Source organism: Acinetobacter corruptisaponis (assembly GCF_030053775.1).
GTDB classification, from domain to species: Bacteria; Pseudomonadota; Gammaproteobacteria; order Pseudomonadales; family Moraxellaceae; genus Acinetobacter; species Acinetobacter corruptisaponis.
Genome location: NZ_CP125669.1, coordinates 2219533 through 2245733, shown reverse-complemented (window position 1 = coordinate 2245733; position 26201 = coordinate 2219533). Strand labels below are relative to the sequence as shown.

The 26201-nt window shown below is 44.9% G+C and carries 28 protein-coding genes; 10 read left to right on the top strand and 18 right to left on the bottom strand.

Features of this window, described 5'->3' with window-relative positions; all coding sequences use genetic code 11:
* The 3 genes from lspA to ribF all read right to left on the bottom strand — a co-directional run bounded on the left by lspA (position 1) and on the right by ribF (position 4437).
* Positions 1-531: a signal peptidase II gene (gene lspA / locus QLH32_RS10670; protein WP_283269325.1), complete on the bottom strand. Its 531-nt coding sequence runs from the start codon at positions 529-531 to the stop codon at positions 1-3.
* Between the two features lie 4 nt (positions 532-535).
* The gene (gene ileS, locus QLH32_RS10665; protein WP_283266214.1) at positions 536-3373 is read right to left on the bottom strand and encodes an isoleucine--tRNA ligase; all 2838 of its coding nucleotides are present in this window, start codon (positions 3371-3373) and stop codon (positions 536-538) included.
* A gap of 62 nt (positions 3374-3435) precedes the next feature.
* Positions 3436-4437, bottom strand: a complete 1002-nt coding sequence (ribF, locus tag QLH32_RS10660) for a bifunctional riboflavin kinase/FAD synthetase (protein WP_283266213.1) — start codon at positions 4435-4437, stop codon at positions 3436-3438.
* A 184-nt stretch (positions 4438-4621) separates the two neighbouring features.
* Between ribF and QLH32_RS10655 the strand changes: the two genes are divergently transcribed.
* Complete coding sequence (locus QLH32_RS10655) at positions 4622-5188, top strand: 5'-methylthioadenosine/S-adenosylhomocysteine nucleosidase family protein (protein WP_283266212.1); 567 nt, start codon at positions 4622-4624, stop codon at positions 5186-5188.
* A gap of 48 nt (positions 5189-5236) precedes the next feature.
* Here QLH32_RS10655 and QLH32_RS10650 read toward each other — a convergent pair whose 3' ends face one another.
* From QLH32_RS10650 to ubiG, 11 genes are all read right to left on the bottom strand, one after another.
* Positions 5237-5848 (bottom strand): TetR/AcrR family transcriptional regulator, encoded by a 612-nt coding sequence (locus tag QLH32_RS10650; RefSeq protein ID WP_283266211.1) that lies wholly within the window; start codon positions 5846-5848, stop codon positions 5237-5239.
* 244 nt (positions 5849-6092) lie between these two features.
* Positions 6093-6893, bottom strand: a complete 801-nt coding sequence (locus QLH32_RS10645; RefSeq protein ID WP_283266210.1) for an ATP-binding cassette domain-containing protein — start codon at positions 6891-6893, stop codon at positions 6093-6095.
* Between the two features lie 15 nt (positions 6894-6908).
* Positions 6909-7712 carry an aliphatic sulfonate ABC transporter permease SsuC gene (ssuC, locus tag QLH32_RS10640; protein WP_283266209.1) on the bottom strand — a complete coding sequence of 268 codons (804 nt, stop codon included), beginning with the start codon at positions 7710-7712 and terminating at the stop codon, positions 6909-6911.
* Complete coding sequence (gene ssuD / locus QLH32_RS10635; RefSeq protein ID WP_283266208.1) at positions 7709-8884, bottom strand: FMNH2-dependent alkanesulfonate monooxygenase; 1176 nt, start codon at positions 8882-8884, stop codon at positions 7709-7711. Before ssuD ends, ssuC begins: the two co-directional genes overlap by 4 nt.
* 30 nt (positions 8885-8914) lie before the next feature.
* The gene (locus QLH32_RS10630; protein WP_283266207.1) at positions 8915-9901 is read right to left on the bottom strand and encodes an aliphatic sulfonate ABC transporter substrate-binding protein; all 987 of its coding nucleotides are present in this window, start codon (positions 9899-9901) and stop codon (positions 8915-8917) included.
* Positions 9902-9915: 14 nt separating this feature from the next.
* Positions 9916-10857, bottom strand: a complete 942-nt coding sequence (locus QLH32_RS10625; RefSeq protein WP_432442314.1) for a sulfonate ABC transporter substrate-binding protein — start codon at positions 10855-10857, stop codon at positions 9916-9918.
* 342 nt (positions 10858-11199) lie between these two features.
* Complete coding sequence (argA, locus tag QLH32_RS10620) at positions 11200-12555, bottom strand: amino-acid N-acetyltransferase (RefSeq protein WP_283266205.1); 1356 nt, start codon at positions 12553-12555, stop codon at positions 11200-11202.
* Between the two features lie 111 nt (positions 12556-12666).
* Positions 12667-13080: an RcnB family protein gene (locus tag QLH32_RS10615; protein ID WP_283266204.1), complete on the bottom strand. Its 414-nt coding sequence runs from the start codon at positions 13078-13080 to the stop codon at positions 12667-12669.
* Between the two features lie 435 nt (positions 13081-13515).
* Positions 13516-14262: a YciK family oxidoreductase gene (locus tag QLH32_RS10610; RefSeq protein WP_267981884.1), complete on the bottom strand. Its 747-nt coding sequence runs from the start codon at positions 14260-14262 to the stop codon at positions 13516-13518.
* Positions 14263-14292: 30 nt separating this feature from the next.
* Positions 14293-14991 carry an HAD family hydrolase gene (locus tag QLH32_RS10605; RefSeq protein WP_283266203.1) on the bottom strand — a complete coding sequence of 233 codons (699 nt, stop codon included), beginning with the start codon at positions 14989-14991 and terminating at the stop codon, positions 14293-14295.
* Positions 14991-15704: a bifunctional 2-polyprenyl-6-hydroxyphenol methylase/3-demethylubiquinol 3-O-methyltransferase UbiG gene (gene ubiG / locus QLH32_RS10600; RefSeq protein ID WP_279960854.1), complete on the bottom strand. Its 714-nt coding sequence runs from the start codon at positions 15702-15704 to the stop codon at positions 14991-14993. The genes QLH32_RS10605 and ubiG overlap by 1 nt, the downstream gene beginning before the upstream one ends.
* 181 nt (positions 15705-15885) lie before the next feature.
* On the opposite strand from ubiG, the gene QLH32_RS10595 reads away from it, so the two are divergent.
* A complete protein-coding gene (locus QLH32_RS10595; RefSeq protein ID WP_267981881.1) occupies positions 15886-16509 on the top strand; it encodes a thiol:disulfide interchange protein DsbA/DsbL in 624 nt (207 codons plus the stop codon).
* 51 nt (positions 16510-16560) lie between these two features.
* Here the strand turns inward: QLH32_RS10595 and QLH32_RS10590 are convergent, their stop codons facing one another.
* Positions 16561-17196, bottom strand: a complete 636-nt coding sequence (locus tag QLH32_RS10590; RefSeq protein ID WP_283266202.1) for a TetR/AcrR family transcriptional regulator — start codon at positions 17194-17196, stop codon at positions 16561-16563.
* A gap of 105 nt (positions 17197-17301) precedes the next feature.
* Entirely contained in the window at positions 17302-17952 is a 651-nt protein-coding gene (locus QLH32_RS10585) for a TetR family transcriptional regulator (RefSeq protein WP_267981879.1), read from the bottom strand.
* A 312-nt stretch (positions 17953-18264) separates the two neighbouring features.
* On the opposite strand from QLH32_RS10585, the gene QLH32_RS10580 reads away from it, so the two are divergent.
* The 3 genes from QLH32_RS10580 (at position 18265) to rph (ending at position 21264) form a co-directional block, all read left to right on the top strand.
* Positions 18265-19290, top strand: coding sequence for a ferredoxin reductase (locus QLH32_RS10580; RefSeq protein WP_283266201.1), 1026 nt, complete (start codon positions 18265-18267; stop codon positions 19288-19290).
* 34 nt (positions 19291-19324) lie between these two features.
* Positions 19325-20473, top strand: coding sequence for a fatty acid desaturase family protein (locus tag QLH32_RS10575; protein ID WP_432442283.1), 1149 nt, complete (start codon positions 19325-19327; stop codon positions 20471-20473).
* Between the two features lie 74 nt (positions 20474-20547).
* The gene (gene rph / locus QLH32_RS10570; RefSeq protein ID WP_279960850.1) at positions 20548-21264 is read left to right on the top strand and encodes a ribonuclease PH; all 717 of its coding nucleotides are present in this window, start codon (positions 20548-20550) and stop codon (positions 21262-21264) included.
* Positions 21265-21327: 63 nt separating this feature from the next.
* Here the strand turns inward: rph and QLH32_RS10565 are convergent, their stop codons facing one another.
* Positions 21328-21573, bottom strand: a complete 246-nt coding sequence (locus QLH32_RS10565) for a hypothetical protein (protein ID WP_283266200.1) — start codon at positions 21571-21573, stop codon at positions 21328-21330.
* Between the two features lie 198 nt (positions 21574-21771).
* On the opposite strand from QLH32_RS10565, the gene QLH32_RS10560 reads away from it, so the two are divergent.
* Complete coding sequence (locus QLH32_RS10560; RefSeq protein ID WP_283266199.1) at positions 21772-21966, top strand: ABZJ_00068 family colistin stress protein; 195 nt, start codon at positions 21772-21774, stop codon at positions 21964-21966.
* Here the strand turns inward: QLH32_RS10560 and nadC are convergent.
* Positions 21963-22808, bottom strand: coding sequence for a carboxylating nicotinate-nucleotide diphosphorylase (gene nadC, locus QLH32_RS10555; RefSeq protein WP_283266198.1), 846 nt, complete (start codon positions 22806-22808; stop codon positions 21963-21965). The genes QLH32_RS10560 and nadC overlap by 4 nt on opposite strands.
* Before the next feature lie 351 nt (positions 22809-23159).
* Here nadC and QLH32_RS10550 point away from each other — a divergent pair, with 351 nt between their 5' ends.
* From QLH32_RS10550 to murJ, 4 genes are all read left to right on the top strand, one after another.
* Positions 23160-23441, top strand: a complete 282-nt coding sequence (locus QLH32_RS10550; protein WP_283266197.1) for a hypothetical protein — start codon at positions 23160-23162, stop codon at positions 23439-23441.
* Between the two features lie 72 nt (positions 23442-23513).
* Positions 23514-23927 (top strand): hypothetical protein, encoded by a 414-nt coding sequence (locus QLH32_RS10545; protein ID WP_283266196.1) that lies wholly within the window; start codon positions 23514-23516, stop codon positions 23925-23927.
* Between the two features lie 61 nt (positions 23928-23988).
* Entirely contained in the window at positions 23989-24558 is a 570-nt protein-coding gene (gene ampD / locus QLH32_RS10540) for a 1,6-anhydro-N-acetylmuramyl-L-alanine amidase AmpD (RefSeq protein ID WP_283266195.1), read from the top strand.
* 61 nt (positions 24559-24619) lie between these two features.
* On the top strand, positions 24620-26170 hold the full coding sequence (gene murJ / locus QLH32_RS10535; RefSeq protein WP_283266193.1) for a murein biosynthesis integral membrane protein MurJ: 1551 nt from the start codon (positions 24620-24622) through the stop codon (positions 26168-26170).
* Positions 26171-26201: the final 31 nt, after the last annotated feature.

Sequence of the window (26201 nt, the reverse complement as noted above, 5' to 3'; positions counted from 1 at the left end):
TTATGCATCCGCGTTTTGGTTGCGTTTCTTCTCAAGGAAGAACGTATCGATCAGCAGCAAAATTGTGCCTAGGGTAATCGCACTATCGGCAAGGTTGAATGCTGGGAAGTGGCTGTTTTGGTAGTAAACATGGATAAAATCAACCACATAACCCAGGCTGACACGATCAATCAGATTGCCAATTGCACCACCTAGAATCAAGGCAATTGCCATAGGTAGAACAATCATTTTCTTAGGCATACGCATCAGCCAGAAAATGAAAATAACCGAGACCACGCCTGCTAAAGAGGTGAACAGGTAACGTTGCCAACCACCCGCATCTGACAGAAAGCTGAATGCTGCGCCATGATTATGCAGTAAGGTCCAGTTTAAAAAAGGCAGTACTGGAACGGGATCAGCATAATTTAAATGCGAGCTGGCAATCCATTTGGTCCATTGATCCAATACAATGGCAAGGACAGAAATTCCAAGCCAAAGTAGGTTATGCGGATAAAATTGAAATAAGCTTTTCTTTGCTGGGCTTGATTGCACAGAATTATGCATATTTTCTCACTTCGCCACTGCCTGTGACGTTGACAATACAACGAGCGCATAAACCAGCATGGCCAACGTGCGTATTGACATCTGGCAGCACATGCCAGCAACGTACACATTTTTCACCATCTGCTGCTGAAACTTTCACACGTAAACCTGCGAGGTCTGTGCTTTCGCCTTGTTCAGCATATGGATGAACGATGACTTGAGAGGTGATCAAGACAAAACGTAATTCATCAGCCAATTGGTTTAATAATTTTTGTAAAGCTTCATCTGCCCAAAGTTCAACTTTAGCAGATAAGTTACTACCGACTAGTTTAGCGTTACGTGCGGCTTCAATCTGTTTATTTACTGCTGATTTTACGCTAATCAATGTTTGCCAATCTGCTTCAGAAAGTAAGTTTGCTGTTGATGCGGTTGGGATGTCATACCATTCAGCCGTGAACACATATTTGTCAGTTTGTTCAGGAATCAATGGCCAGGCTTCTTGCGCGGTAAAGCTCAAGATTGGTGCCATCCAGCGAACAAAAGCTTGGACTATATGATACAGCGCTGTTTGAGCAGAACGACGTGCCTGTGAATCCGCTTTGGTGGTGTACTGACGATCTTTGATGATGTCGAGATAAAAGCCACCTAAGTCATTGATACAGAAGTTGGTCAATGCATTGGTCACAATATGGAAATTCATCTCTTCGTAGGCTTGCTGAATTGTTTTCTGCACTTCAGCAGCACGTTGCAAGATGTATTGGTCTAATGCGATCAATTCGTTTACAGGTAAAGCATCTGTTGATGGTTTGAAGCCATTCAGGTTTGCCAACAAGAAACGTAAGGTATTTCGAATACGACGATAACCATCAGAGGCACGGCTAAAGATTTCTTTACCAGCCGTCATTTCATAACGATAGTCAGCAGAAGCGATCCAGAAGCGTAAGCCATCTGCACCCATATCTTTGATGATGTCTTGTGGGGTGATGATGTTGCCTAATGATTTAGACATTTTACGACCTTTCTCATCCACGACGAAACCGTGGGTGAGTAGACCTTTATATGGCGCACGTTCATTGATCGCAATTGAAGTTAACAATGAAGATTGGAACCAGCCACGGTGTTGGTCTGAACCTTCAAGATACAGATCAGCAGGATCTTGTAACTCTTCACGTTCACGTAGGACTGCGTAGTGTGTTGTTCCAGAGTCAAACCAAACGTCTAATGTATCGCGGACTGCGTTATATTGTTCAGCATCTGCACCAATGAAGTCGCTGGCATCACGGTTATACCAACCATCAATCCCTTCTTCTTCGATCAGTTTGGCAACTTCTTCAATGAGTTCTGGTGTACGTGGATGCAAAGCATTCGTATCTTTGTGTACAAAGAATGGGATCGGTACACCCCAGGTACGTTGGCGTGAAATACACCAGTCAGGACGGCCTTCAATCATCGACTGAATACGATTTTTACCCCAATCAGGAACAAACTCGATGTCATTTTCAATCGCATTCAAGGCTGTCTGACGTAACCCTTTGGCATCCATGCTAATAAACCATTGTGGTGTTGCACGGAAAATAATGGGTGTTTTGTGACGCCAGCAATGTGGGTAGCTGTGTTTAATCGGCTGATGTGCCCATAAACGACCCACAGCACCTAATGCTTCGATAATTTTTGGATTGGCTTTATAGATATGCTCGCCTGCAAAAATCGGTGCAGTTGGTAAATATACGCCATTACCGCCGACGGGGTTGTCTACTTTTAGATTGTACTGTAAACCGACTTTATAATCGTCCACACCATGTCCAGGTGCAGTGTGTACAGCGCCTGTACCACTGCTGGCAATAACGTGTTCACCGACAATCACTGGGACCTGACGATCAGTAATGAGTGGATGTTGTAATAATAAATTTTCGATTGCTGAGCCTTTAAAATCAGCCAGCACGACTGGATTTTCAAGCTGATAACGTTCGATTGCTGATTCAACCAGATCTTTGGCAAGAATAAAGTTTTGCGAACCACGATCAGTCGAGACTTGTACGAGTTGATAGTCAATGTCGGCATGTACCGCAACTGCCTGGTTGGCAGGTAACGTCCACGGTGTAGTTGTCCAAATCACAATATCAGTCACATCTTGAACATCAACATTCAAGCGTGCGCTTAAATTTTTGAGATCAACCACGGTGAAGCCAACATCAATCGCATCAGATTTTTTATCTTCGTATTCAACTTCTGCCTCTGCTAGTGCAGAACCACAGTCCAAGCACCAGTTCACAGGTTTCAGGCCAGGTTCGATGTGACCTGCCTTGGCAATTGCACCCAGTGAACGAACGATGTCTGCTTCTTGCTTAAAATTCATCGTAAGATATGGATTATCCCAATCCCCAAATACGCCCATACGCACGAAGTCTTTCTTTTGTAATTCAACCTGGGTGTAAGCATATTCACGGCAGGCTTTGCGGAACGTAGATGCATCTACTTTTACACCAACCTTACCCACTTTTTCTTCGACTTTCAGTTCAATCGGTAAGCCGTGACAGTCCCAACCAGGTACATAAGGTGCATCAAAGCCATCTATCACGCGGCTTTTAACAATGATGTCTTTCAAGACTTTATTCACCGCATGACCTAAATGGATTTGACCATTGGCATAGGGAGGGCCATCGTGCAAAATGTATTTTTTCTTGCCAATACGCGATGCGCGAATCTGCTGATAAATGTTGTCGGCATACCACTCTTCCAGCCATTTGGCTTCACGCACAGCCAAGTTTGCCTTCATGGCAAATTCAGTGTCTGGCAAATTGAGTGTGGCTTTATAATCCACTGCATTTTCAGGAGTTTGCTTATCGCTCATGCAAGTTGTCTTCCAGTTTCATCAGTTTGTAAACTGACAGGTTTTACAAATGAAAATTAAATTTAAAAAGGAAATTCTGCTGTGCGCTTACGGTAGTCCCGCAATTTCTGCACGTCATCATCAATTCCAGCTTTGAGTGCCTCAAGCGAAGGGTAATTCAGTTCACCATGCAAATAGTGAAGAAAGGTTACCCGCATCAACAAGCCATACAGATTAGCAGAAACATCAGGGAAATGTACCTCTAATCGCCATTCAGGCTGTTGCTGCTTGATGGCTGGTCGGGTTCCCACATGCCCTGCGCCAAACAGGCTGTCATTTTGGTAGCCTGCGATGCCATTTTGTGTTGCATCCGCATGTTTGACCTTTACGGTCAGTGAGGCATTTTCACACAACACATCCACCGCATAAATACCATTTAGACAGGGTTTGTGACGGTTTAAACGGACATTGATGGTTGGAAAATCAAGGGTGCGTCCAATCTGGTCGCCATATTGCACCCGTCCCGTGATGCTGTAGGGGCGGCCCAGCAGCTTTGCCGCCAAAGCAAGGTCACCCTGCTGTAGAACCTGACGGATACGGGTTGAACTGACTCGTTCTCCATTCAATGCCACTGTATTTAAATTGGTGACATCAAAGCCATATTCGCGTAGAAACTCGCTGTTGCCCTGACGGTCCTTGCCAAAATGGAAATCATCGCCCAGCACCAGACTTTGTGCGTTCAGCTTTTTCTTGAGCAAATCGGCAAAGGCGGTGGCATTCATGCTTCTAAAGTGCTGGTCAAACTTTGCCACAGCAATGTAGTCCACCCCCAGCTCTGTTAAATATTCTACTTTTTCACGTAGGGAGTTGATGCGTGGTGGGGCATCATAGCCCTGAAAGAATTCGAGTGGCTGTGGTTCAAAAATCATCACCAGTGTTTTTAAGCCTTTGGCGCTTGCCAGCATTTTAAGCTGGGCAATCATCGCCTGATGTCCCAAATGGACACCATCAAAATTGCCAATCGTGACCGCAGTTGGGGCTAACTGAAAATCTGGCGATAATGCGTTGAGACGAAGCAACTTCATGGGCGTTAAATACAGTGAATTTTGCAAAGGCTATATATTGCCATATTCTCGGCGTTTCGTCTTGTTGTTGTGTTTTTCATCAGCAAAAAATTCGGAGAAAGGGTTTTTAGGACAATTGCTGACCCTGCTTCATTCTGTGGGATAATCCGCTACACTACGCATTTTAAATTGTTGGGGGATCAGGATGCAGTCTGAGATTGCTTTAATTATGGCATTGCCGAATGAATCAAAGGGCCTGTTTGAACAGGCAGGCATTCAGGTTCACTATAGTGGCATTGGCAAAATCAATGCGGCATTTAAAGCCTTTGAGGTGATTCAGAAAACTGGCTGTAAAACCCTGATTAATCTAGGCAGTGCGGGCAGCTCGCACTTTGATGCACACAGTCTGGTTGAGGTGATCACCTTTGTGCAACGGGACATGGATGTGTCACCGCTGGGTTTTGCCGTGGGCGTGACACCAATGGATGAGGACATTCCCGCCGAAATTCATGCCCAGCCGCATTTTGAACATTTGCCTAAAGGCGTTTGTGGTACAGGCGACTCTTTTGAAATAGGGCAACCAAAAGTATCCTGTAATCTGGTAGACATGGAAGCCTATGCCCTCGCTAAAGTGTGTCAGAAGCTGGGGGTGCGCCTGATTTCAGTCAAGTATATTACCGATGGCGCCAACGATACTGCGCATCTGGACTGGGAGGAAAATCTACTGGTGGGGGCACAGAAATTATTGGCCTTATACCAGACACATTTTTAAATAAAAAAGCCTATCTGTTGAGATAGGCCTGTTCAATGCTTTCTGGTTTTAACGTGGCAACACACCATACAGCATCAAGTGTACCGTATGCTCAATGGTGCGTTGATACATACTGCGGTTGCGCAGGGTCTTGCCTGTGACCATTTCCATTTGAGTAGAAAAATCCGCATAGTTTTGGGTGATCGCCCAAATATTGATAATTAATAATTCTGCATCAATTTCTTTGGATAATTTGCCTTGTTCCTGCCAAGTCTCAATCACTTTGGTTTTGCGTTTAAACAGCTTTTTCAATGGACCTTTTAAAATCGGTAAAATATGTGGTGCACCCTGAATGATTTCCAATGCAAATAAACGAGAAGCTTTGGGCTGATCTTTTGAAATTTCGATTTTTTGCATCAAATAATGGGTTAAGGCCTCAGTTGGCTCAAGCTCGACTTCCAATATTTGTAAGGGTGCCAGCCATTTTTGCAGTACAGTGGTGAGCACCTCAACATACAGTGACTCTTTGTTTTCATAATAATAAAAGATATTGGATTTATGCATATTTGCCAGTTGTGCAATTTCATCCAGACTTGCACCACTAAATCCATAGACGGAAAAAACATCCAGGGCAGCATTCAGTAGTTGATTGCGCTTTTGTGTACTCTTTTTCTGTTCCATCTGCGAGCTTGATTCAAAAAATGTCATTGACATTGTAAGATAAATTGGCAGATTTGTGCAAAATAACCGCATTTTTTTATCGAAAAATCAGTGATTGCCAGACCAGTAGTCACGATGTGTTTGATAATTATTGAAATCTAAAACAGGTGAGACATATTTTGTAAATAATTTCTCAGTCATTGCGAGAAATTGTCGAGTGGTTATTGTTCTTGATATGTGGTTTTTGAGATGGGCAAAAGCGGTTTTAGGTGGCTAAAACCGCATCAAGGACCTGTTGTTCCAACTGGGCAAAAGCAATACTTTTTTTGCGTGGACGCGGCAGATTGACCTGAAAATTATGCGCAATATGCCCCTGATCCAGCAGAATAATTCGGTCAGCAAGTTGTACCGCTTCACTGACATCATGTGTCACCAGAATTGCGGTAAAGCCCTGTTCTTTCCAGAGGCGTTCAATCAGGTTCTGCATTTCCAGACGTGTAAGTGCGTCCAGTGCGCCAAGTGGTTCATCCAGCAACAGGATACGCGGCGCATGTGACAATGCCCGAGCCAGTGCGGCACGTTGACGCTGACCGCCTGATAGCTGGGCAGGCCATTGTGTGGCTTTTTCCTTTAGGCCGACTTTTCCTAGAAGTTGCTCTGCAAGCCCATGCTGACTTTTGGCCAATCCCAGCTGCACATTTTGCAAGACACTTTTCCAGGGTAGCAGGCGTGGGTCCTGAAACATCACCCGAATGTCGTCACTGGTGATGCCCTCACGGAAGTTGCGTGCGGACTGGAACTTGATTTCACCATAGCTGGTCTTTTCCAGTTGTGCGATTAGGCGTAGCAGGGTGCTTTTACCACAGCCACTGCGCCCGACAATGGCAACAAACTCGCCTGCCTGAATGTTTAAATCCAGATCCTCAAGCACCTTGACATCGCCATAGAACTTATACAGTTGCTCAATCAGGATATCTGCACCATTGGCTGGGGTGGTTGTGGTGTCTGGCTCAATAATGGGCTGGATGAAATTATTTTCATATAGGTTTAGATTGAGGTTGCTCATGTTTATTTTCCCTTATTATTTTTGATAACCCGAATGCCAGCGTAATAAATAACGTTCCAGCAGTTGTGCAAAGACATCGGCCAGTTTCCCCAGCAAGGCATACAGCAGGATACCCACCAGTACGATATCAGTTTGTAAAAACTCCCGTGCATTCATGGTCATATAGCCAATGCCTGACTGGGCGGAAATGGTTTCAGCAACAATCAGTAGCACCCACACCAAACCGAGAGAGAAACGTAGCCCCACTAAAATGGAGGGCATTGCGCCAGGTAAAATAATGTCTTTATACAGTTGCCAACGATTGAGGCCATAGCTTTTGCCCATTTCAATCAGTTGAGGGTCTACCGAGCGAATCCCATGATAAGTATTGATATAAATCGGGAAGAATACGCCGACAGCAACCAGAAATAATTTCGCGGTTTCATCAATACCAAACCATAAGATCACCAGTGGAATCAGGGCGAGTGCAGGGATGTTGCGGATCATTTGCAAAGTGGTGTCCAGCAACGTCGATGCAACACGGGATGAGCCATTCAGCAAGCCGAGAACTAGCCCCAGCCCCCCACCTACCAATAAGCTGAGTAAAGCCCGTCCAGCACTGACCTTGACATGCTGCCAAAGCTCACCACTGATGAGCAGGTGCCAAAAGGCACTGACCACAGCAGTGGGGGCGGGCAGAACCCGACTTTGCAGTAAGCCTGTACTTGAAGCAATTTGCCAGATGGCGATCAATAGGATTGGGAACAGCCACGGTAACAGGCCTTTGCTGAGCTGCTGTGTTCCACGTGAAACATTGTTTAAGAAAACTTTTGCACTCATGCTGTCTCCTTGACCAGATTTTTTGCTTCCGTGGTCTCAGGGACGTAGTTGTTGGCAATAATTTCCCCAAATGGTCCTGTTAAGTGCGGTTGTGCCAGTTTCTTACGTGTTTTCAGCGGCAAGAGTGGAAACACCAGTTCCGCAAAACGAATCGATTCTTCCAGATGTGGATAGCCTGAGAAAATAAAGGTATCAATGCCTAAATCCGCGTACTCCTGAATTCTGGCCACTACGGTTTCAGGATCACCGACTAAAGCTGTTCCTGCACCACCACGAACCAGACCAATACCTGCCCAAAGATTCGGGGACACTTCAAGTTGATCTTTACGTCCACCATGCAGTGCCGCCATGCGTTGCTGACCCACTGAATCCATTTGTGCAAATTTCTTCTGTGCCGCGGCAATGGTGGCATCATCAAGGTATTGGATCAGTTCATTAGCGGCTGCCCAGGCCTGTTCATTGGTTTCACGTACAATCACATGCAGGCGAATGCCGTAATTTAGGGTTCTGCCTTTAGCTGCAGCTTTGGCACGTAAATGTTGGATTTTTTCCTTGACTGCGGCAGGTGGTTCACCCCAGGTTAAATAGGTATCAACCTGTTCTGCTGCCAGCTCAGTCGCCGCTTCGGATGAGCCACCAAACCATAACGGGGGATAAGGCTGTTGTACAGGTGGATAAAGCAGTTTGGCATCATCGACGCTTAAACGTTCACCATGAAAAGTAAAAGCTTCGCCTGTATGCGAACGAGTCAGGATTTCACGCCAAATTTTGACATATTCAGAAGCGGTCTGATAACGGGTACTGTGATCTTCATATAAGCCATCGCCCTTGAGTTCCTGTTCATCGCCACCTGTGACAAGGTTTAGCAAAATTCGCCCATTGGATAAACGGTCGAAAGTTGCTGCCATGCGGGCGGCGAGCGCAGGCGTGGTGATGCCTGGACGGAGGGCCACCAGAAACTTAAGTTGTCTGGTGGCATCAATCAGGCTGGCAGCGGTAATCCACGGGTCTTCACAGGAACGGCCTGTTGGAATCAGTACGCCATCATAGCCCAGGTTGTCGACTGCCACCGCAATCTGTTTTATATAGGCATGATCGACCTGACGCGCACCCTTGCTGGTGCCTAGATAACGACTCTCACCGTGAGTGGGGATAAACCAGAAAATATTCATGTCGATGTTCCTTATGAAAAAGTAAAAAATTTATTTGGCAGACCAGACACTGTGCTGAATGTCGATCTGTACAGGGATAAGTTGTTCCTGTTTAAACAAATCGGCGATCTGTTGCTGATTGTTGATTACCTCGGCCGTGAGGGCGTGTACAGGCGAGGGTTTTGGGCGCTTGTCTAAAACTCGCTGTGCGATCTGAGTATTCAGTCCTGTGCTTTGTGCGTAAATCTGTAAAGCCTGATCCTGATGTTTCACAATCCACTGGTCGGCCACATTGACACTATTGATAAACTTTTGTGCAGCCTTAGGATGCTGCTGAATGAAATCAGGGCTGCCAATATAAAATGAATAGGTGGTTGGAAAGGCAGACCCATCAATGAGGGTACGGGTATGGCCCTGTATTTCCGCCGTCCCCAGATAGGGTTCCCAAATCACCCAGGCATCAACCGCCTGTTTGTCAAAAGCGGCACGGGCATCTGCTGGAGGCAGCCAGATGGGTTGAATGTCCTGCCACGACAGGCCTGCTTTCTGTAAGGTCTTTGCCAATAACTCATGGGCACTTGAACCTTTTTGCACTGCAATCCGTTTACCCTTTAGGTCTTGCAGCACCTTAACCTTGCCATCGGCATGTACCAAAATTGCCTGTGCATCTGGAGCAACCACTTCATAGGCAACATAGCTCAATGGCTTTGCCGCAGCCTGCGCAAAGATCGGCGGGGTATTGCCCACATAGCCAAAATCAACCGCACCTACCGCCAGTACCTCCAGCATTTGTGGGCCAGCAGGAAACTCACGCCATTCAATTTTGGCATTTGGAAATTCCTGCTCGAATAGTTTTTGTTGTCTTGCAACCAGTAAGTTGAGGGATGATTTCTGGAAACCAATTGAAAGCGTTTTGACAGTCTGGCTTGCAGGGGATGAAGCTGTTTCCTGTGTCGATGCTTCAGGTTTTTGACAACCATTCAGGAAAAGAGTGCTGATGACCAGACTGGTGAGTGAAACCTGAGACCATAACTTCATACCCGTTCCTCCTGTTACCTGATTTCGTTCTTAAGCAACGCGTCCTGAATTACCAGCTGTTTGGGAATCAGTTTTTGCGCGTAGAATGCATCAGCAACATATTGCTGTTCCTTGGCAACCTTTTCAGAGATTGGCTGAACCCCGAAGCCCATGCGTGAAATCGACGCTTTTAACACCTCAAATTCCAGTGCGGTTGGTTTTTCCAGTAGTTTCGCGGCATCATCTGGATGGGTCTTGACCCAGTCGGTGGTCTGGTTCAGGGTTTGAACAACGGTCTTTAAAATTTCAGGATGATTTTCGGCAAATTTACGGTCCGCTAAATAGAACTGGTAATTGCTGACCAAATGCTCACCATTGGCAATGACACGCGCATGTACCTGATGTTCCGCCGCAGCCAGGAACGGGTCCCAAATCACCCAGGCATCAACTGCGCCCTTTTCAAAGGCGGCACGGGCATCTGAGGGTGGAAGATAGACAGGCTGGATGTCATTGAGGGTGAGGTTGTTGGCTTCTAACAGTTTCAATAATAAATAGTGGACATTTGAACCCTTGTTCAGTGCAATACGTTTGCCTTTCAGGTCTTGTACGGATTGAATTGGGGAATCTTTTTGTACAATCAGGGCTTCAGCAGTAGGTGCTGCTGGCTGGTTGGCCACATACACCAGATTTGGATTGGCTGCCTGAGCGAAAATAGGCGGGGCTTCACCTGCCTCACCCAAAGAGACACTGCCAACATTCAAGCTTTCCAGAAGTTGTGGACCCGCTGGAAACTCCACCCATTTGACATTTACACCTTGAGCAGCCAGGTTTTTTTCTAGTTCCCCTTTTGCTTTAACAATCGGCAAAATCCCATACTTCTGAAAGCCGATATTTAATGTTGTGGTTTCTTGTGGTTTGGCCTCTTGCTGCTCAGTCTGTTTTGCACAACCTGTGATATTAACCAAGCTGGCAAGCATTGCTGTAATCAGGATAGGTTGTGTCCATAAACGATTGATAGAAATGGCCATGCTGGTTGTGCTCCCCGAAAATTAAAAGATGAAATAAGCTGAGCAATCAAACTAAAACTTTTTTTATTGCATAAAAAATAACTAATCAGGCTTTGTTTATCTAAAAAAGTGCAAAACAGAATATTGGATATGCTTATCGTGGGTATAGATGTCAAAAAGGGGCTTAATTTTTATAAATTATTGTTTTTAATATTTTTCTATTTTAAGGCTATGGTTTTGCTGAGGGCAGATATAACAAAAAGACAGGATGTGGAGATATCATTATCAAAAATAACAATATCTCCAGAGGCATTAGCCAAGGGATTTTTTAAATACCAAAGAATTACGTTGATAGTTATAAAGTGCCTGACGTGCATTTGGCAGGTCATCCACACTGGCAGGGCTAAAGCCATGTTCCAGAAACCAGTGCGCCGTGCGTGTGGTGAGGACAAACAGTTGCTGGATTCCTTGCTGTTTGGCCCTGCTTTCCAGAAACTGCAAAATCTGGCTACCACGATTGGACTTGCGGTAACTGGAGTCGACAGCAACACAGGCAATTTCAGCAGAACGTTTTTCATTGGCTTCCGCTGGAATCGGGTAGAGTGCGGCACAGGCCAGAATCATGCCATCACGCTCGATCACGGCAAAGTGCTCAATCTCACTTTCAAGACGTTCGCGGGAGCGATACACCAGAATACCTTCCTGTTCAAGTGGCCGCAGCAGGTTCATCAAACCGCCCACATCATGAATGTTGGCAATCCGTACCTCCTCATAATGGGCATCGGTAATCATGGTGCCAATGCCATCACGGGTGAACAGTTCCTCAATCAGTGCGCCATCATAGGCATAGGAAATCAGGTGTACACGATGTACGCCTGACAGGGAAGCCTGTTGCGCCTGTTTTAAATGTAGGGCAAATTCGGGAGACTGGTTTTGGTATTGCTGAATATAGGGATCAAGCTGACGTGGACTGAGTTCACGCAGCAACTGCTGTTTGGCATCCATTAAACCTTGCTGTTCGCCCAGAAAAATCAACTTGTCGGCCTTTAACATGGTTGCTGTTTTGGTGGCCACTTCCTCAGCCAGCAAATTAAACACTTCGCCTGTGGTCGAGTAACCCGTTGGCCCCAACAGCACAATGTTGTGATTATCCAGATGGCGCTGGATGGCATCGGTGTCAATCGAGCGGACATCGCCTGTAAGCTGGAAGTCAACGCCGTCACGGATGCCATAGGGTTTGGCGGTGACAAAGTTTCCAGAAACCACATCAATGCGAGCGCCGTACATGGGTGAGTTGGCAAGTCCCATCGAAAGCAGCGCCTCAATTTCCAGGCGAATTGAACCCACGGCATTCATCACTCCACGCAGTGACTCACGTGTGGTAATACGACGATTTTGGTGGAAAGGTGTTTCAATATTCCGTTCAGTGAGGTTCTGGTTAATCTGTGGTCGTGCGCCGTGTACCAGAATCAGGCGGATGCCGAGTGAATGTAACAAGGCAATATCATGGATGATGTGCTGGAAATTTTTATGCTGAACCGCTTCACCGCCAAACATCAGTACAAAGGTTTTATGGCGGTGTGCATTGATATAGGGTGCGGAATGGCGAAACCAATGCACATAATCCTGTGTGCTACTCTGTGATATTTCAGTGATTTGGTTCGCCATGTTGATCTCAGATCGCTATCAATTGATCTGATTCTAACGAAAAAAATGAAAAGATAAATCTATTCCTAAAACAACGGCCCAAGTTTATTGAACCTGCACATGGGAAAATGCCTAGAATCCCATGATGCGCACAATGCTGTTGTCATCCGAGTTGACCAAGATGTAGTCATTGTTGATTTTGTACCATTGCTCGTTACGGCCTGGTTTTGGCAGATTATTGTCCTTATAGTCAACCTTGTAGCTGTTACCACGGTAATGCTGCGGCATGACATAACCCTCCTGCCAGCGATGCTGCTTCAGGCGTTCAACACCGCGTTCCTGACGCATGCGGCGCTCACGATCACGGTTTTCCTCTCCTGGACGGCCCTGCCAGTTGCCGCGCGGATCATCATCACGTTCAAGGTTGCGGCCCTGCCAACCACCGCCACGGGAATCGTCACGGTCAAAATGCGGGCCTGCAAAACTACCCATACTGCTGAAAAGGGTGGTTGAACCTAATATCAAGATGATGAAAATTTTTTTCATGATGCACCTAGGCGGATGTCTCTCATGGGAAAACTGTACTCTAAAAATGCAGAGAAACTGTGAAGATCACTAGGGTTTGTTGATATTTCAACCATGCCTTGCGTTATAGGCTAAAACGACATAAACGAGGCATGAAACGACGGGAATGGTGATTCCCTTGCCAAGTTTCATAACGACGTTTAGGGAAGTTTTAGCCATAACCCTACGGGACAGGGACATTTTTTGCCGCTACGGCGTTATGTCTTATTCATTTAGAATAGCTAAATTTCATAAGCCATGCCTTGTACCGTCTAAAAAATGTCCTCTGTCGCAAGCATCTGTGAAATACCAACAGACCCTCAATTATTCCATTAAAAAGATGGAGATTCTCCCCAGTTCCCCTTTAAAAACGATGGGCTGTGACACGCAGGCCCATTGTTGGTTGATGCTGAAAACCTAGGCCTGCGCATCAATGCTCTGACCATTCATGTCAAGACTATCATCACCCATGAGGTAAAGATAGGCAGGCATAATCTCGTCAGCTGTTGGCAGCACTTTCGGGTCTTCATCAGGATAGGCCTTGGCGCGCATGGCGGTGCGTGTGCCCCCTGGATTGATGCAGTTAAAACGGATATTTGGATAGCTATTCTCCGCGGCAAAAATCTTGCTCATGGCTTCCGTAGCCACCTTGGAGACTGAATAGGCACCCCACAGCGCACGCGGTTCACGTCCCACACTGGAACTGGTAAACACCACCGAGGCGTGTGCCGATTTTTGCAGCAGTGGAAGCAGTGCCTGTGTCATGGCAAAAGGCGCACGCAGGTTGACGGACAGCACGTCATCCCAGACATCAATTGGATAATGCGCCAGTTCAACACGGTCACCCAGCATGCCCGCATTGTGCAGGATACCGTCTAAACGGCCAAACTGCTGTTCCAGTGTATTGACCAGAAGCTCATAGTCATGGCTGGAGGCGGTTGAAAGCTGTAAGGGCAGAATGGCAGGCTGTGGTGCACCCAGTCCCTCAATTTCATCATAGATGACTTCGAGTTTGTTCAGGGTACGACCATGAAGCACAACCGTAGCGCCATGTAAGGCATAACTAATAGCAGCGGCACGCCCAATTCCATCACCTGCACCTGTAATCAGGATAATGCGATCCTTGAGCAGGTCTGGACGAGGTTGATATTCTGAATATTTCATTGTTATACCTCCTATTGTTATCTCGTATGCTTAGCCCATCATACCCTGATTTTCGGCTAAAACCGCGATTTTATTTTTTAACAGTTGGTGAAGTTCAGGCACGGTTTGAATAATCGCATCGGCCTGCCATGCCAGCAGGTTATCACGGGACTCAACAGGCAGGTAACCATAGGCCGCCAAAATCGTGTACATCTCCGCATTGCGCCCTGCATCAATATCACGTGGGTGATCACCCACATAGATAATGTCCTTGGCCTCCAGATTCAACTGTTTCGCCGCCAAATACATCGGTTCAGGGTCAGGCTTGGTTTTGCTGACATCCTCTGGACACACCAGTACCGCGCAGCGTTCGGTCAGGTTTAGTGCGGCCAGCAACAATTCACTTAAACCACGCGGTTTATTGGTGACAATACCCCAGGGGATTTGACTCGCTTCGAGTTCCTCAAGCAAAGGATACATGCCTGTAAATAAATCAGTATCCACTACGATTTTATCGCCGTAGATATCCAAAAAACGCTGACGATGCGCCAAAAATACTGGGTCTGTTACGTCCATTTCAGGATAAACCAGTTTGACCATCGCACGTGCGCCTTCAGACACCTGGGTTCGGATGATTTCCGCCTCCACCACAGGACGCTGCTCATCACGGCACATTTGCTGGATAATACGGACAAAGTCCGCCGCTGTGTCAATCAGGGTACCATCAAGATCAAATAAAACCGCTTTCATTAGGCACCTGTATTGACTGTATGAACCATGTAATTGACATCAACATTGGGTGCCAGCCAGTAATGCTTGGTGATCGGATTGTAATGCAGGCCCGTCATTTCTTTCAGGGTTAAGCCCGCATTGCGGATATCATGTGCCATTTCAGAAGGACGAATGAATTTATGATAGTCATGGGTGCCTTTTGGCAGTAGGCGCAGCACATATTCCGCACCGATAATCGCAAACAAGTAGGATTTGGGATTACGATTGATGGTGGAGAAGAACACATGACCACCTGGTTTAACTAAACTTTGGCAAGCCTTGACGATGGAAGCGGGATCAGGCACATGCTCCATCATTTCCATACAGGTGACGACATCGTATTGTCCTGCCTGTTCCTGAGCCAGTTGCTCCACTGGAATCTGACGATATTCAATATTCTGTACATTGTCCTGCTGTGCATGCAGACGGCCCACCGCAAGTGGTGCCTCGCCCATATCAATACCCAGCACATTGGCACCACGGCGTGCCATGCTTTCCGCCAGAATACCACCACCACAGCCCACATCCAGCACTTTCTTGCCCGCCAGTCCACCAACCCGCTCATCAATCCAGTTTAAGCGCAACGGATTGATTTGATGCAGGGGGCGAAACTCGGAATGCTGATCCCACCATTTGGCAGCCAAGGCCTCAAATTTTGCGATTTCCTGTGGGTCAACATTCAACTGCGACATGGTGTCACCTCATTCATATTAGGATGATTATTTTGGTTTAATCTGTTGGTAGTGTAGCGATTCTGGAAAAAAAAGCGATAAATCCAATAAAAAACTTCACAGAAGCAAAACGAATTGGTCGTGTTTGTTTTATATTTAGCATATAAACTTACGAAAAATGCTTAGAGGAAAAGCAAACTCAATGAAAAAGTTAGTATTAAGTGGTTTAAGTGCAGTTGTAATGGCGTTTTCAATGAATGCAATGGCTGCTGATTTTGTTGCTGGCAAGGACTATACCGTGGTGGCCAACCCAGGTAAGACCGCGGCGCCAGCAGGCCAAATCGAAGTACGTGAATTCTTCTGGTATGGATGCCCGCACTGCTTCAAGCTTGAACCGCACATGCAGGCATGGTTAAAGAAAATTCCAAAAGATGTCTATTTCCTGCGTACCCCAGCGGCAATGAACAAGGTATGGGAACAGGGTGCCCGTGGCTACTATGTGTCAGAGGCACTGGGTGTGCGTAAGAAAACCCATATTCCACTGTTCCACGCCATCCATGATGGCGGTCAGCAGATTTTTGACCAGGCTTCACAGGCAAAATTCTTTGCAAACTATGGTGTGCCTGAGCAGAAGTTCAACAGCATGTTTAATTCATTCCCGATCACTGCAAAAGTGGCTGAATCTAATCAGTTGGCACAGCAATACCAGTTGACGGGTGTGCCAGCCGTGGTGGTCGCAGGCAAATATGTGGTGCAGGGTGAAGATGGCAAGGTAACCCAGGTAGTTGACTATCTGCTTGAAAAAGAACGTAAGGGCGGTAAGTAATTTACTGGTTTGTAGCGTAAAAAAGGACTGTTCAATACAGTCCTTTTTATTTTAGGACTGTTCCAGTTGAAACTCTTTTAAATCAATCTGTACCGTCTGGGTCGGTAGTGACAGCGCCTGACTGACATAGAGGTTGATCAGCTTCTGGCGGGAACCAATTGAACGCTGGTAATAGCTTGAGTTAAGCAATAGGGCGGCACCGTAGGTCAAGGACCAGATATAGGACAGGTAATCACGGATCGACATATCATAGTTAAGTGACTTTAAATATTTCTCGGTCATCTCTTTTAGTGAAACAATACGTTGCTGGCGAACCGCATACAACTCATCAAACAGGTGCTTCAGCTTTGACTCGGTCATGGTGAGATGTTCTTCGAGTTGATGCAGCAGGATGGTGCGGCTTGGCGCGGTTAAGTGATGCAGCATGTAGCGTGGGGCATACTCCTTGAAATCGGTATTGTATCGATCCGAGATTTTGAGAATTTCCTTTTCATTCTGAATAATCAGTTCCAGTAGCAGCTCATTTTTACTGCGGAAATGTTTGTACAAGGTGCCTTTGGCAATGTCCAGTTCGGCAACCAGTTCATCCAGGGTCATTTCTTGGTTGTTTTCGAGTAATAGCTTTTCCGCAACCTGCAAAATTTTTTCTTTACGAATTAAGAACTGCGTATGACGATCAGGATTCATGGTGCTTATAGCTCCTCATAGTGTTCTAAACGGCATCGCACTATTGTCTAACGCATAACAACGTTAGGCAATGCTTTTATATATCAAACCATGGCCTAGATATGATCAGGCATTTTGTGGTTCCCAGTTGGAGATGCCACGGAATAATAAGCGTACCTGAGTCGCCGCGTTGTCAATAAACAGGTTCTGTTGTTCTAATAAATGATCAATCGTGAACTGTTTCGGGAGGTTGATCCAGGTCATCGCCCATGTAAATGACATATTGATCAGGATGGTGGATAGCACTTGCAGGTCCTTGGACTCTTTAATGTGCTTAAAGGTTTCAAGCTTGCACAAATCAATGGCAAGGTCCTCAATCAAAAACTCAATTTCCCGTGCGATTGCGATTCTTACCGTCTCAGAACCGCCCCAGCGTTCAGCAATCATGAATTGCCACTGCTGCGGGCTATGGTTGACTGCCTGTACAAACAGTTCAATGCTGGTACGGGTTTTGGCGCTTCCGCCATGCTGTAGATAGCTTTGTCCCAATTGATGGATTAGGCTTTTTAAATGTAGCGAGACCTGGTCGACCAGCTCCTGTCCCAATGTATCCATGTCCTGAAAATGACGATAGAACGCCGTTGGCACCAACCCAACTTCGCGAGCCACCTCACGCAAACTAATGCTACTAAATGAGCGCCCAGAGGTACTGAGATGAAGTGCTGCATCCAGTAGAGCCTGCCGACTCTGTTGTTTTCGTTCATCTCTAATCGACATGAATAAGTTCCATTAAAACCATACAGCAGAGTCTAGCAAAAAAAACAAAACTTTTTTAGTCCCAACCATTGCTAAATAAGACAGATTCCTGCTTGTCCAAAACCAGGGTGTTGTGGCTGGGCAAAAAGCATCAAGTTTAAATCACTTATTTTTTCATGATTTTTAGCCACTTATAAAAAAGAATAAAAAATATTCAAAAAATTAGTGAACAAGTGTTGACTCAGTGAACACAAATAAATATAGTGTACATATGTTCACTACATGAACATACGTTCACTCAAGATAAATAGCCAGATACAAAACGAGGAACTTATGAACGCACAGTTAAGCTATCAGCCACATTGGGTTAGAGAAGATTTTGTTGATTTTATCTTACAGAAAATCAAGCCGACTTTTGCATGGAAACGCATCCTTGCTGAAGTGACTGGGGTACAGTCTTTAAGTAAAGATATGGTTTTATTGACTTTAAAACCAAACAAAAACTTTGATATCGCTGCGGTACGTGCAGGTCAAAGTATTTTGCTTACCTTGATGATTCACGGGGTTTATCATCAACGTAGCTACTCAATTATTGATGTGACCGCACAAGGCGAAATTCGTCTGGGCATTAAAGTACAGGGCTTGGTGTCAAGCGCAGCGCAACTTTTGCATGTGGGTGATAGTCTTGAGATTTCACAGGCGCAAGGTGATTTTGTTCTGCATCAAGGATCACAAGCTGCATTATTGATTGCATCAGGCTCGGGGATTACAGCGATTTATTCACTGTTACAACAAGCTATTGCACAGAATTTAAAAGAAGTTCACGTGGTGTATTTTAACCGTGACGAAATCTTCCATAGCGAGATGGCGGCTCTAGCAGAGCAGTATCCACAAGTGAAGTATCATTTTTTTAATACCACACAACAGAAGCAGCATTTAACGGTTGAACTTTTGGCGGAACGAGTGCCTGACTTTCAAACCATGCAAGCCTATGCCTGTGGTCACCATGCCATGATGCGTCAGGCGCAGGAGATTTATCAACAATGCAATGCTGCATCGAATTTTCATCAGGAATTTTTCCAGCCTGTTCAAATTGAGCAGAGCAGTGAAGCGCAACCAATTAGTTTCCGCAGAGCGCAACAAGAGTTTATTGCGACCACAAATTTATTGAGTAGCGCAGAAGAAGCAGGATTACGTCCGCAACACGGCTGCCGTATGGGGGTATGTAATCGCTGTAGTTGTACCAAGGTCAGTGGTGTCACCAAAAACCTGCTTACAGGTGAAATTGATGATCAACCTAACCAAGCCATTAAATTGTGCGTCAGTCAGGCACTTAGTCCTGTGACCATTGACCTATAAACCCAGCGTTACTCAGAATTAAAGGAATACGATTATGAATATGGCAGTAGAATTAAAATCAGCATCAAAATCAGCACATTTAAGCCCTGAACAAGTTCAGGAATTTGGTCGCCGTGTCGAAGAAATCCGTTTAAACGTGATGAAAAATTTGGGTGAAGAAGACTCAAAATATATCTACAAAGTACGTAACTTTGTGCGTTATACCGAAATCGCATCTCGTGGCATGTTGATGTTTGGTGGCTGGATTCCACCTGTATGGCTGGTGGGGACAGCCATGCTAGGTGTGTCTAAAATCGTGGAAAATATGGAACTTGGACATAATGTAATGCACGGTCAATTTGACTGGCTCAATGACCCAAGTTTGCGTGGCGAAAACTACGATTGGGACAATACCTGTTCAGGTAATGACTGGCGTTATACCCATAACTATATGCACCACACTTATACCAATATTATTGGGCAAGACCATGATGTTGGTTATGGCATCCTGCGTGTCAGTGAAAAACAGGAATGGATGCCATTAAACTTATTGAATATTCCGTTGGCATTACAATTGATGTTCTTCTTCCAATGGTATGTGGGTGTGCAAAACCTGCATTTGGAAGATGCGATTATCCATAAAACCAAAAGCTGGAAACAAGTCTGGGCAGATGCGGCCGAGTTTCGTAAAAAGGCAACTCGCCAGACGCTAAAAGATTATGTGTTCTTCCCTGCGATTGCGACCATCAACTTTATTCCTGTATTGGCGGGCAATGCAGTCGCAAATATTATGCGTAATCTTTGGGCTTCTGCGGTGATTTTTAATGGTCACTTTACTGAAGACGCAGAAATTTTTGAGCCTGACAATACTGCAACGGAAACCAAGGCAGAGTGGTATTTACGTCAGATTCGTGGCTCAAGTAACTTTACGGGCGGTAAATGGATGCACTTTATGAGTGGTAATTTGAGCCACCAGATTGAGCATCACTTGTTCCCTGATATGCCTGCCAATCGTTATGAACAAGTTGCCCCACAAATCCGTGCTTTATGTGCTGAATATGGCATCAATTATAACGAAGCCAACTTTATGAAACAGTTTGGTACTGTGTGGGTGGCTTTGGCGAAATGTTCATTGCCAAATGATGTACGTGGACACTTGAGTCAGGCAGTTAGTAAGTTTAAAGCTAAGTTTAAATTCGCTTAAATACACAATCCTTGAGCTGAAAAGCCTTATACTATGGCGCAATACATATTGTGCCATAGGATTGAGGAATTGTTATGCGTATTGACCAACGAACATTAGACCAGTTACGTGAGGTAAAAATTACCCGTAACTATACCCGCTATGCAGAGGGTTCAGTTTTGGTTGAATTTGGTCATACCAAGGTGTTGTGTACAGCGAGTATTGACAACTCAGTACCACGCTTTTTGAAAGGACAAGGGCAAGGCTGGGTCACTGCGGAATATGGCATGTTACCGCGTTCAACGCATACACGAAGTGATCGTGAGGCGGCACGGGGAAAACAGACAGGCCGTACCCAGGAAATCCAGCGTTTAATTGGTCGTAGTTTACGAGCAATGGTTGACCTGAAAAAGCTCGGTGAAAACACCATCACCATCGACTGTGATGTGATTCAGGCGGATGGTGGTACGCGTACCGCAGCAATTACAGGGGCGGCGGTTGCACTGGTTGATGCGATGAATGTGTTGCTCAGCAACAAGAAAATTAAACAGGACCCGTTAAAAGGTCTGGTGGCAGCCATCTCGGTGGGGATGTATCAGGACGAGGTTTTACTCGACCTCTGCTACGAAGAAGATTCAAATTGCCAAACGGATTTAAACGTGGTGATGACACAGGCTGGTGAATTTATTGAGATTCAGGGAACGGCAGAAGACAAGCCGTTTACCCGTAGCCAGTGTAATGCCATGTTGGAGCTTGCAGAAAAAGGAATCGCAGAACTGATTCAGAAACAACAGCAGGCACTCGGTTGGTAATTTCCAGTTGATAGTGCAGGCGGTCTGGCTACTTTAGACCGCCTTTTTTTTGTCCAATGATTGTTATTTGAATACAAAAATATAAAGGCTGAATGGAATAAGCCCAAGCCAAAAGAGAAATCCCATCAAAATGACTTCAAAACTGTCTATATCGACATTTTGCCCAAAGCGATAACAGTAAACAATTCCATAGCCTGTCGCACGAACTCCCATTTCAACAATGATGTCTAAGAGGATATTTACCAAGACCAAGATAAAGCGAAAGATAGCACTGATAATATGAAAACCAACTTCAAAAATAATTTCCATCGTTACAGGTATTTATTCTTTTCATAAATTGAATGACTTGGATTGTATATTTACATAGGGAATAAAAATGGACAGAAAGACATCATCCTCAACATAAATTCACTTAGTCTGCGTATGTTGTAACAAAGCCAGCAAATTCATCTCACTTTGCCCTGTTAGATTAAGCAAATCAAACAGGAACAATAAATAGGGATAATCATGTTACAGGTTTTTTTAGTATTTCTTACCGCAGTGACTTTCGTTCTCATGGCAGCTGATCCACGTCCAACTGATTCAACTGAAGCCAAGTCAGCTTGGACTGAACAGCTCAAGACATCTGAAACCCCAAAGGTTGCAGATGCTTCGGCTAAAGATAAAACAACTATAGAGGAAGATGATTCCGAACAGGTCTAGCCGTTAAAACGCATGGATAAATCAACAGCTCTCACATCTTTGGTCAATACGCCCATCGAAATGTAGTCAACCCCTGTGCTGGCAACTTCACGTAGGTTCTCAATGGTGATATTGCCTGATGCTTCCAGTTTGCAACGTCCTGCAACGTGTTTCACGGCATCAATCATTTGTTGCTGGCTGAAATTATCCAGCATCACAATATCTGCACCTGCTTCCAGTGCCTGATTCAGTTCATCCCAAGTTTCGACTTCAACTTCGACAGGCTTTCCTGGGGCAATCTCATGGGCTTTGGCAATTGCCTGAGCAATTCCACCTACCGCCATAATGTGGTTTTCCTTGATCAGGAATGCATCAAACAAACCTAAACGGTGGTTTTGTCCGCCACCGATACCAACCGCATATTTTTGCGCAATACGCAGGCCTGGTAATGTTTTACGAGTATCCAATAGTTTGGTATGTAAACCATCGAGTTGTTTTACATAACTTGCGGTTTTGGTTGCCACCGCAGACAGGGTTTGGATGAAGTTCAATGCAGGGCGTTCTACTGTCAAAAGACTACGGGCAGAACCAGCAAGCTTTAAAAATGCTTCATTGGCTGCAACCACTTCACCCTCTTGTTTTAACCAAGTGACTTGAACGGTATTGTCATAAGCCTGAATCAATGCATTGACCCAAGGTTGTCCTGCCAACATCATCTCTTCACGGCTAATAATGGTCGCAGTGGCCTGTTCATCCGCTGGTGTGAGCAGGGCAGTGATGTCGCCGTCCCCAATATCTTCCTGTAATGCTTGCTGAATATTGATTTGAATAGATTGTTCAAGCAAAGATTGTGGGATGCTCATACGATTTCCAGTAGATGTTGACCAAAAAACTTGGGGCTTATCTTAGCATTCTCTTGATAAAAAAGGGTATGTCATCACAGGCTAAAATGAAAGTGTAAATATAACGTGAAAACTAAAATTAGTTCACGAAAATGCTTTAAAAATTGTGGATAATAAGTGATCAATTTTGGTGATTTTTATAAAATTAAAAATTTTTAATATCAATAAGTTATATTTTTAATTACAAAAAATTACATTTTGCGCTTAACTTCTCGCCCTCTCGTTTGTATTCATATATGTGAAAACCAAAATTAATAGAGTTTTTACATTGATTTTTATTTCATCTTGGAAACTAAATTAAAGGAGAAAATGATGATTTGGGGCGATCCTATTTATAAGTTAGGTATATTTCTTGAGATTGTATTGGAAAATATGGAATCCACTGATCAAGTGAGATTTGGTGAAACAGGGACAGGTATTCGACCGAGGTATGCGGTTTATACAGAAAATGGTGATTTTAAACAAAGTTATCATGGTAAGGAATTTGATACTGAACGCCCTAAAGGTTATCTTCCAGAAAATATTTCGGCAAAATATTTTAGTTACCAAGAGGTCTTAGAAGCCAAAAAAATTGCTGAATTGCTCAATCAATAAATAGACTTAGACCTCTAATCTATGTTTAGGTTAGGGGTTTTCATTGGACAGTTAAACGTAATGTAAAAGAAGATGAACCTCTATTTAGACTGCGAATTTAATGGCTTTGGTGGTGAACTGATTTCAATGGCATTGGTTGATGAAGAGGGTCACTATTTTTATGAGGTTTTAGATTGTCCTCAACCAATGGCTTGGGTGGCTGTAAATGTGATGCCCATACTTGCTCAAGCATCGATTCCATTCACCGAATTTCAAAATAAATTAGGTTTATTTTTGAATGAATATGATGAAATTCATGTAATTGCGGATTGGGCAGAAGATTTATCATTATTTACCCGTAGTCTTGTGCTTGGGGCAGGGCGAGCAATGCGAATACCGCCTTTAACTCTGGAGTTATGGACGGGAACAATTCGATTTCCCTCTCAAGTTCCACACAATGCACTTTCGGATGCAGAGGCTTTAGCTGATTCTTATAGGTTGCAATAACGCTATCTACCTGAGTTATGTTATATAGGAAACATAAAACTGTGAGTGGATCAGACTCAGCATGCAACAATTTAAAGTCCAAGATGGAATACTACACGGCGCAACACAAATCGCATCTCCCAATTTTAATGAACGTCCTGTGAATACTGAAATTCAGTTGATTGTGATCCATAACATTAGCCTGCCACCGTCACAGTTTGGGGGAGGCTATATCCAGCGGTTTTTTCAGAATCAACTGGATTGGACGATCCATCCTTATTTTCAGACCATTGAGGGCATGCAGGTTTCCGCTCATCTGTTGATCTTGCGTACAGGAGAGGTCATCCAGTTCGTCAACTTTAATGACCGTTCATGGCATGCAGGACGTTCCAGCTATCTGGCCCAGAAAGAATGTAATGACTACTCAATTGGAATTGAGCTTGAGGGTAGTGATGACTTGCCTTTCGAACCAGAACAATATCAGTCCTTGGCAGAAGTAGTAAAAACACTGCGCCAGACTTATCCAAAAATTCAGAACCATATTGCAGGGCACTCAGATATTGCACCAAAACGTAAGACCGACCCAGGCTTGTATTTTGACTGGCAATTGTTCCGTCAGTTGTTATCTGAAAAAACATCAACTGATTTATGATTTCACAACGAAATCTATTTTAACTTTCATTACAATAACGCTTTTTAAAGATAAGCCGTAGGTGAGTGCGATGGCATTGTGGCGATCGACTGTAATTGTCAGTGCAATGACGATGTTATCCCGAATTTTGGGTTTGGTACGCGATGTGGTGCTGCTCAACGTATTTGGTGCGGGTAAGGACTTTGATACCTTTGTCGTTGCCTTTCGTATTCCCAATTTTTTTCGGCGCCTGTTTGCTGAGGGGGCATTTTCCCAGGCCTTTATTCCTGTCCTGACAGAATATAAGACCAGTCGTGCCCATGCCGAAGTTCAGATCCTGATTAGCCGTGTCTTTGGCTGTTTACTCACCGCAATGACCTTGCTGACCTTTGTGGCGATGGTTGCCGCACCTGCAATTATTTATCTGTATGCGCCTGGTTTCCACAACGATCCTGAGAAATTTGATCTGGCGGTCAGTATGTTCCGTCTGACCATTCCTTATCTGATGTTTATGTCATTGACAGCATTTGCCAGCAGTATCCTGAACAGTTATGGTTCATTTGCCTCACCTGCGTTTTCACCTGTATTGCTAAATGTAGCCATGATTGCAGGGGCGTGGTGGTTAACGCCATATATGGCCGAACCGATCATGGCGTTAGGCTGGGCAGTGGTGGCTGCGGGTATTTTGCAGCTTGCCATCCAGATTCCTGAATTATGGAAAAAGAATCTACTGATTCCACCGAAGGTTGATTTTAAACATGAGGGTGTCGACCGTATTTTAAAGCTGATGCTACCAGCATTGTTTGGTGTGTCAGTCACACAGATCAACCTATTGCTGAATACCATTTGGGCATCATTTATGCAGGATGGTTCGGTTTCCTGGCTTTATAGCGCAGAACGGATGACTGAACTACCTTTAGGCTTGATCGGTGTGGCGATTGGCACAGTGATTCTGCCATCACTTTCGGCCCGTCATGCTGAACAGGACCAAGCCAAATTCAGGGGTATGATTGACTGGGCAGCCAAGATCATTATGTTGGTGGGTATTCCTGCAAGTATTGCCCTATTTATGTTGTCTACGCCGATTATTCAGGCATTGTTCCAGCGTGGTGAATTTACTCTTGAAGATACACACATGACAGCATTGGCGTTGCAGTGTATGAGTGCTGGTGTGATTTCTTTCATGTTGATTAAGGTGTTTGCACCAGGCTTCTATGCTCAGCAAGATACCAAGACGCCTGTCCGTGTGGGGTTAATGGCGGTTGCGGCGAATGCCATTTTAAATGTGGTGTTTATCGGTTTCTTTAAGCTGATTGACTGGCATGCAGAACATATGGCTTTGGCGCTGGCTTCTTCAGGTTCTGCCTTGGTCAATGCAGGCATGCTGTATTTCTATTTGCATAAACGCAATATCTATCGCTTTGGAACTCACTGGAAAAAACTGGCAATGCAATTTACCATTGCCAACCTGACCATGATTGCTGCGCTTTGGTATGCACTGACTTGGTATCAGGGCGATATTTCACAGTGGTTACGGATTGCTGAAGTGGTTGGGTTGTGTGTTGTTGGGGTAGTGGCTTATGCTGTAGGATTGTTGGCAACAGGTTTTCGCCCAAGACATTTAAGGGCCTAATACCTCTCTAAAAAAAACTAAACCCTCCTGA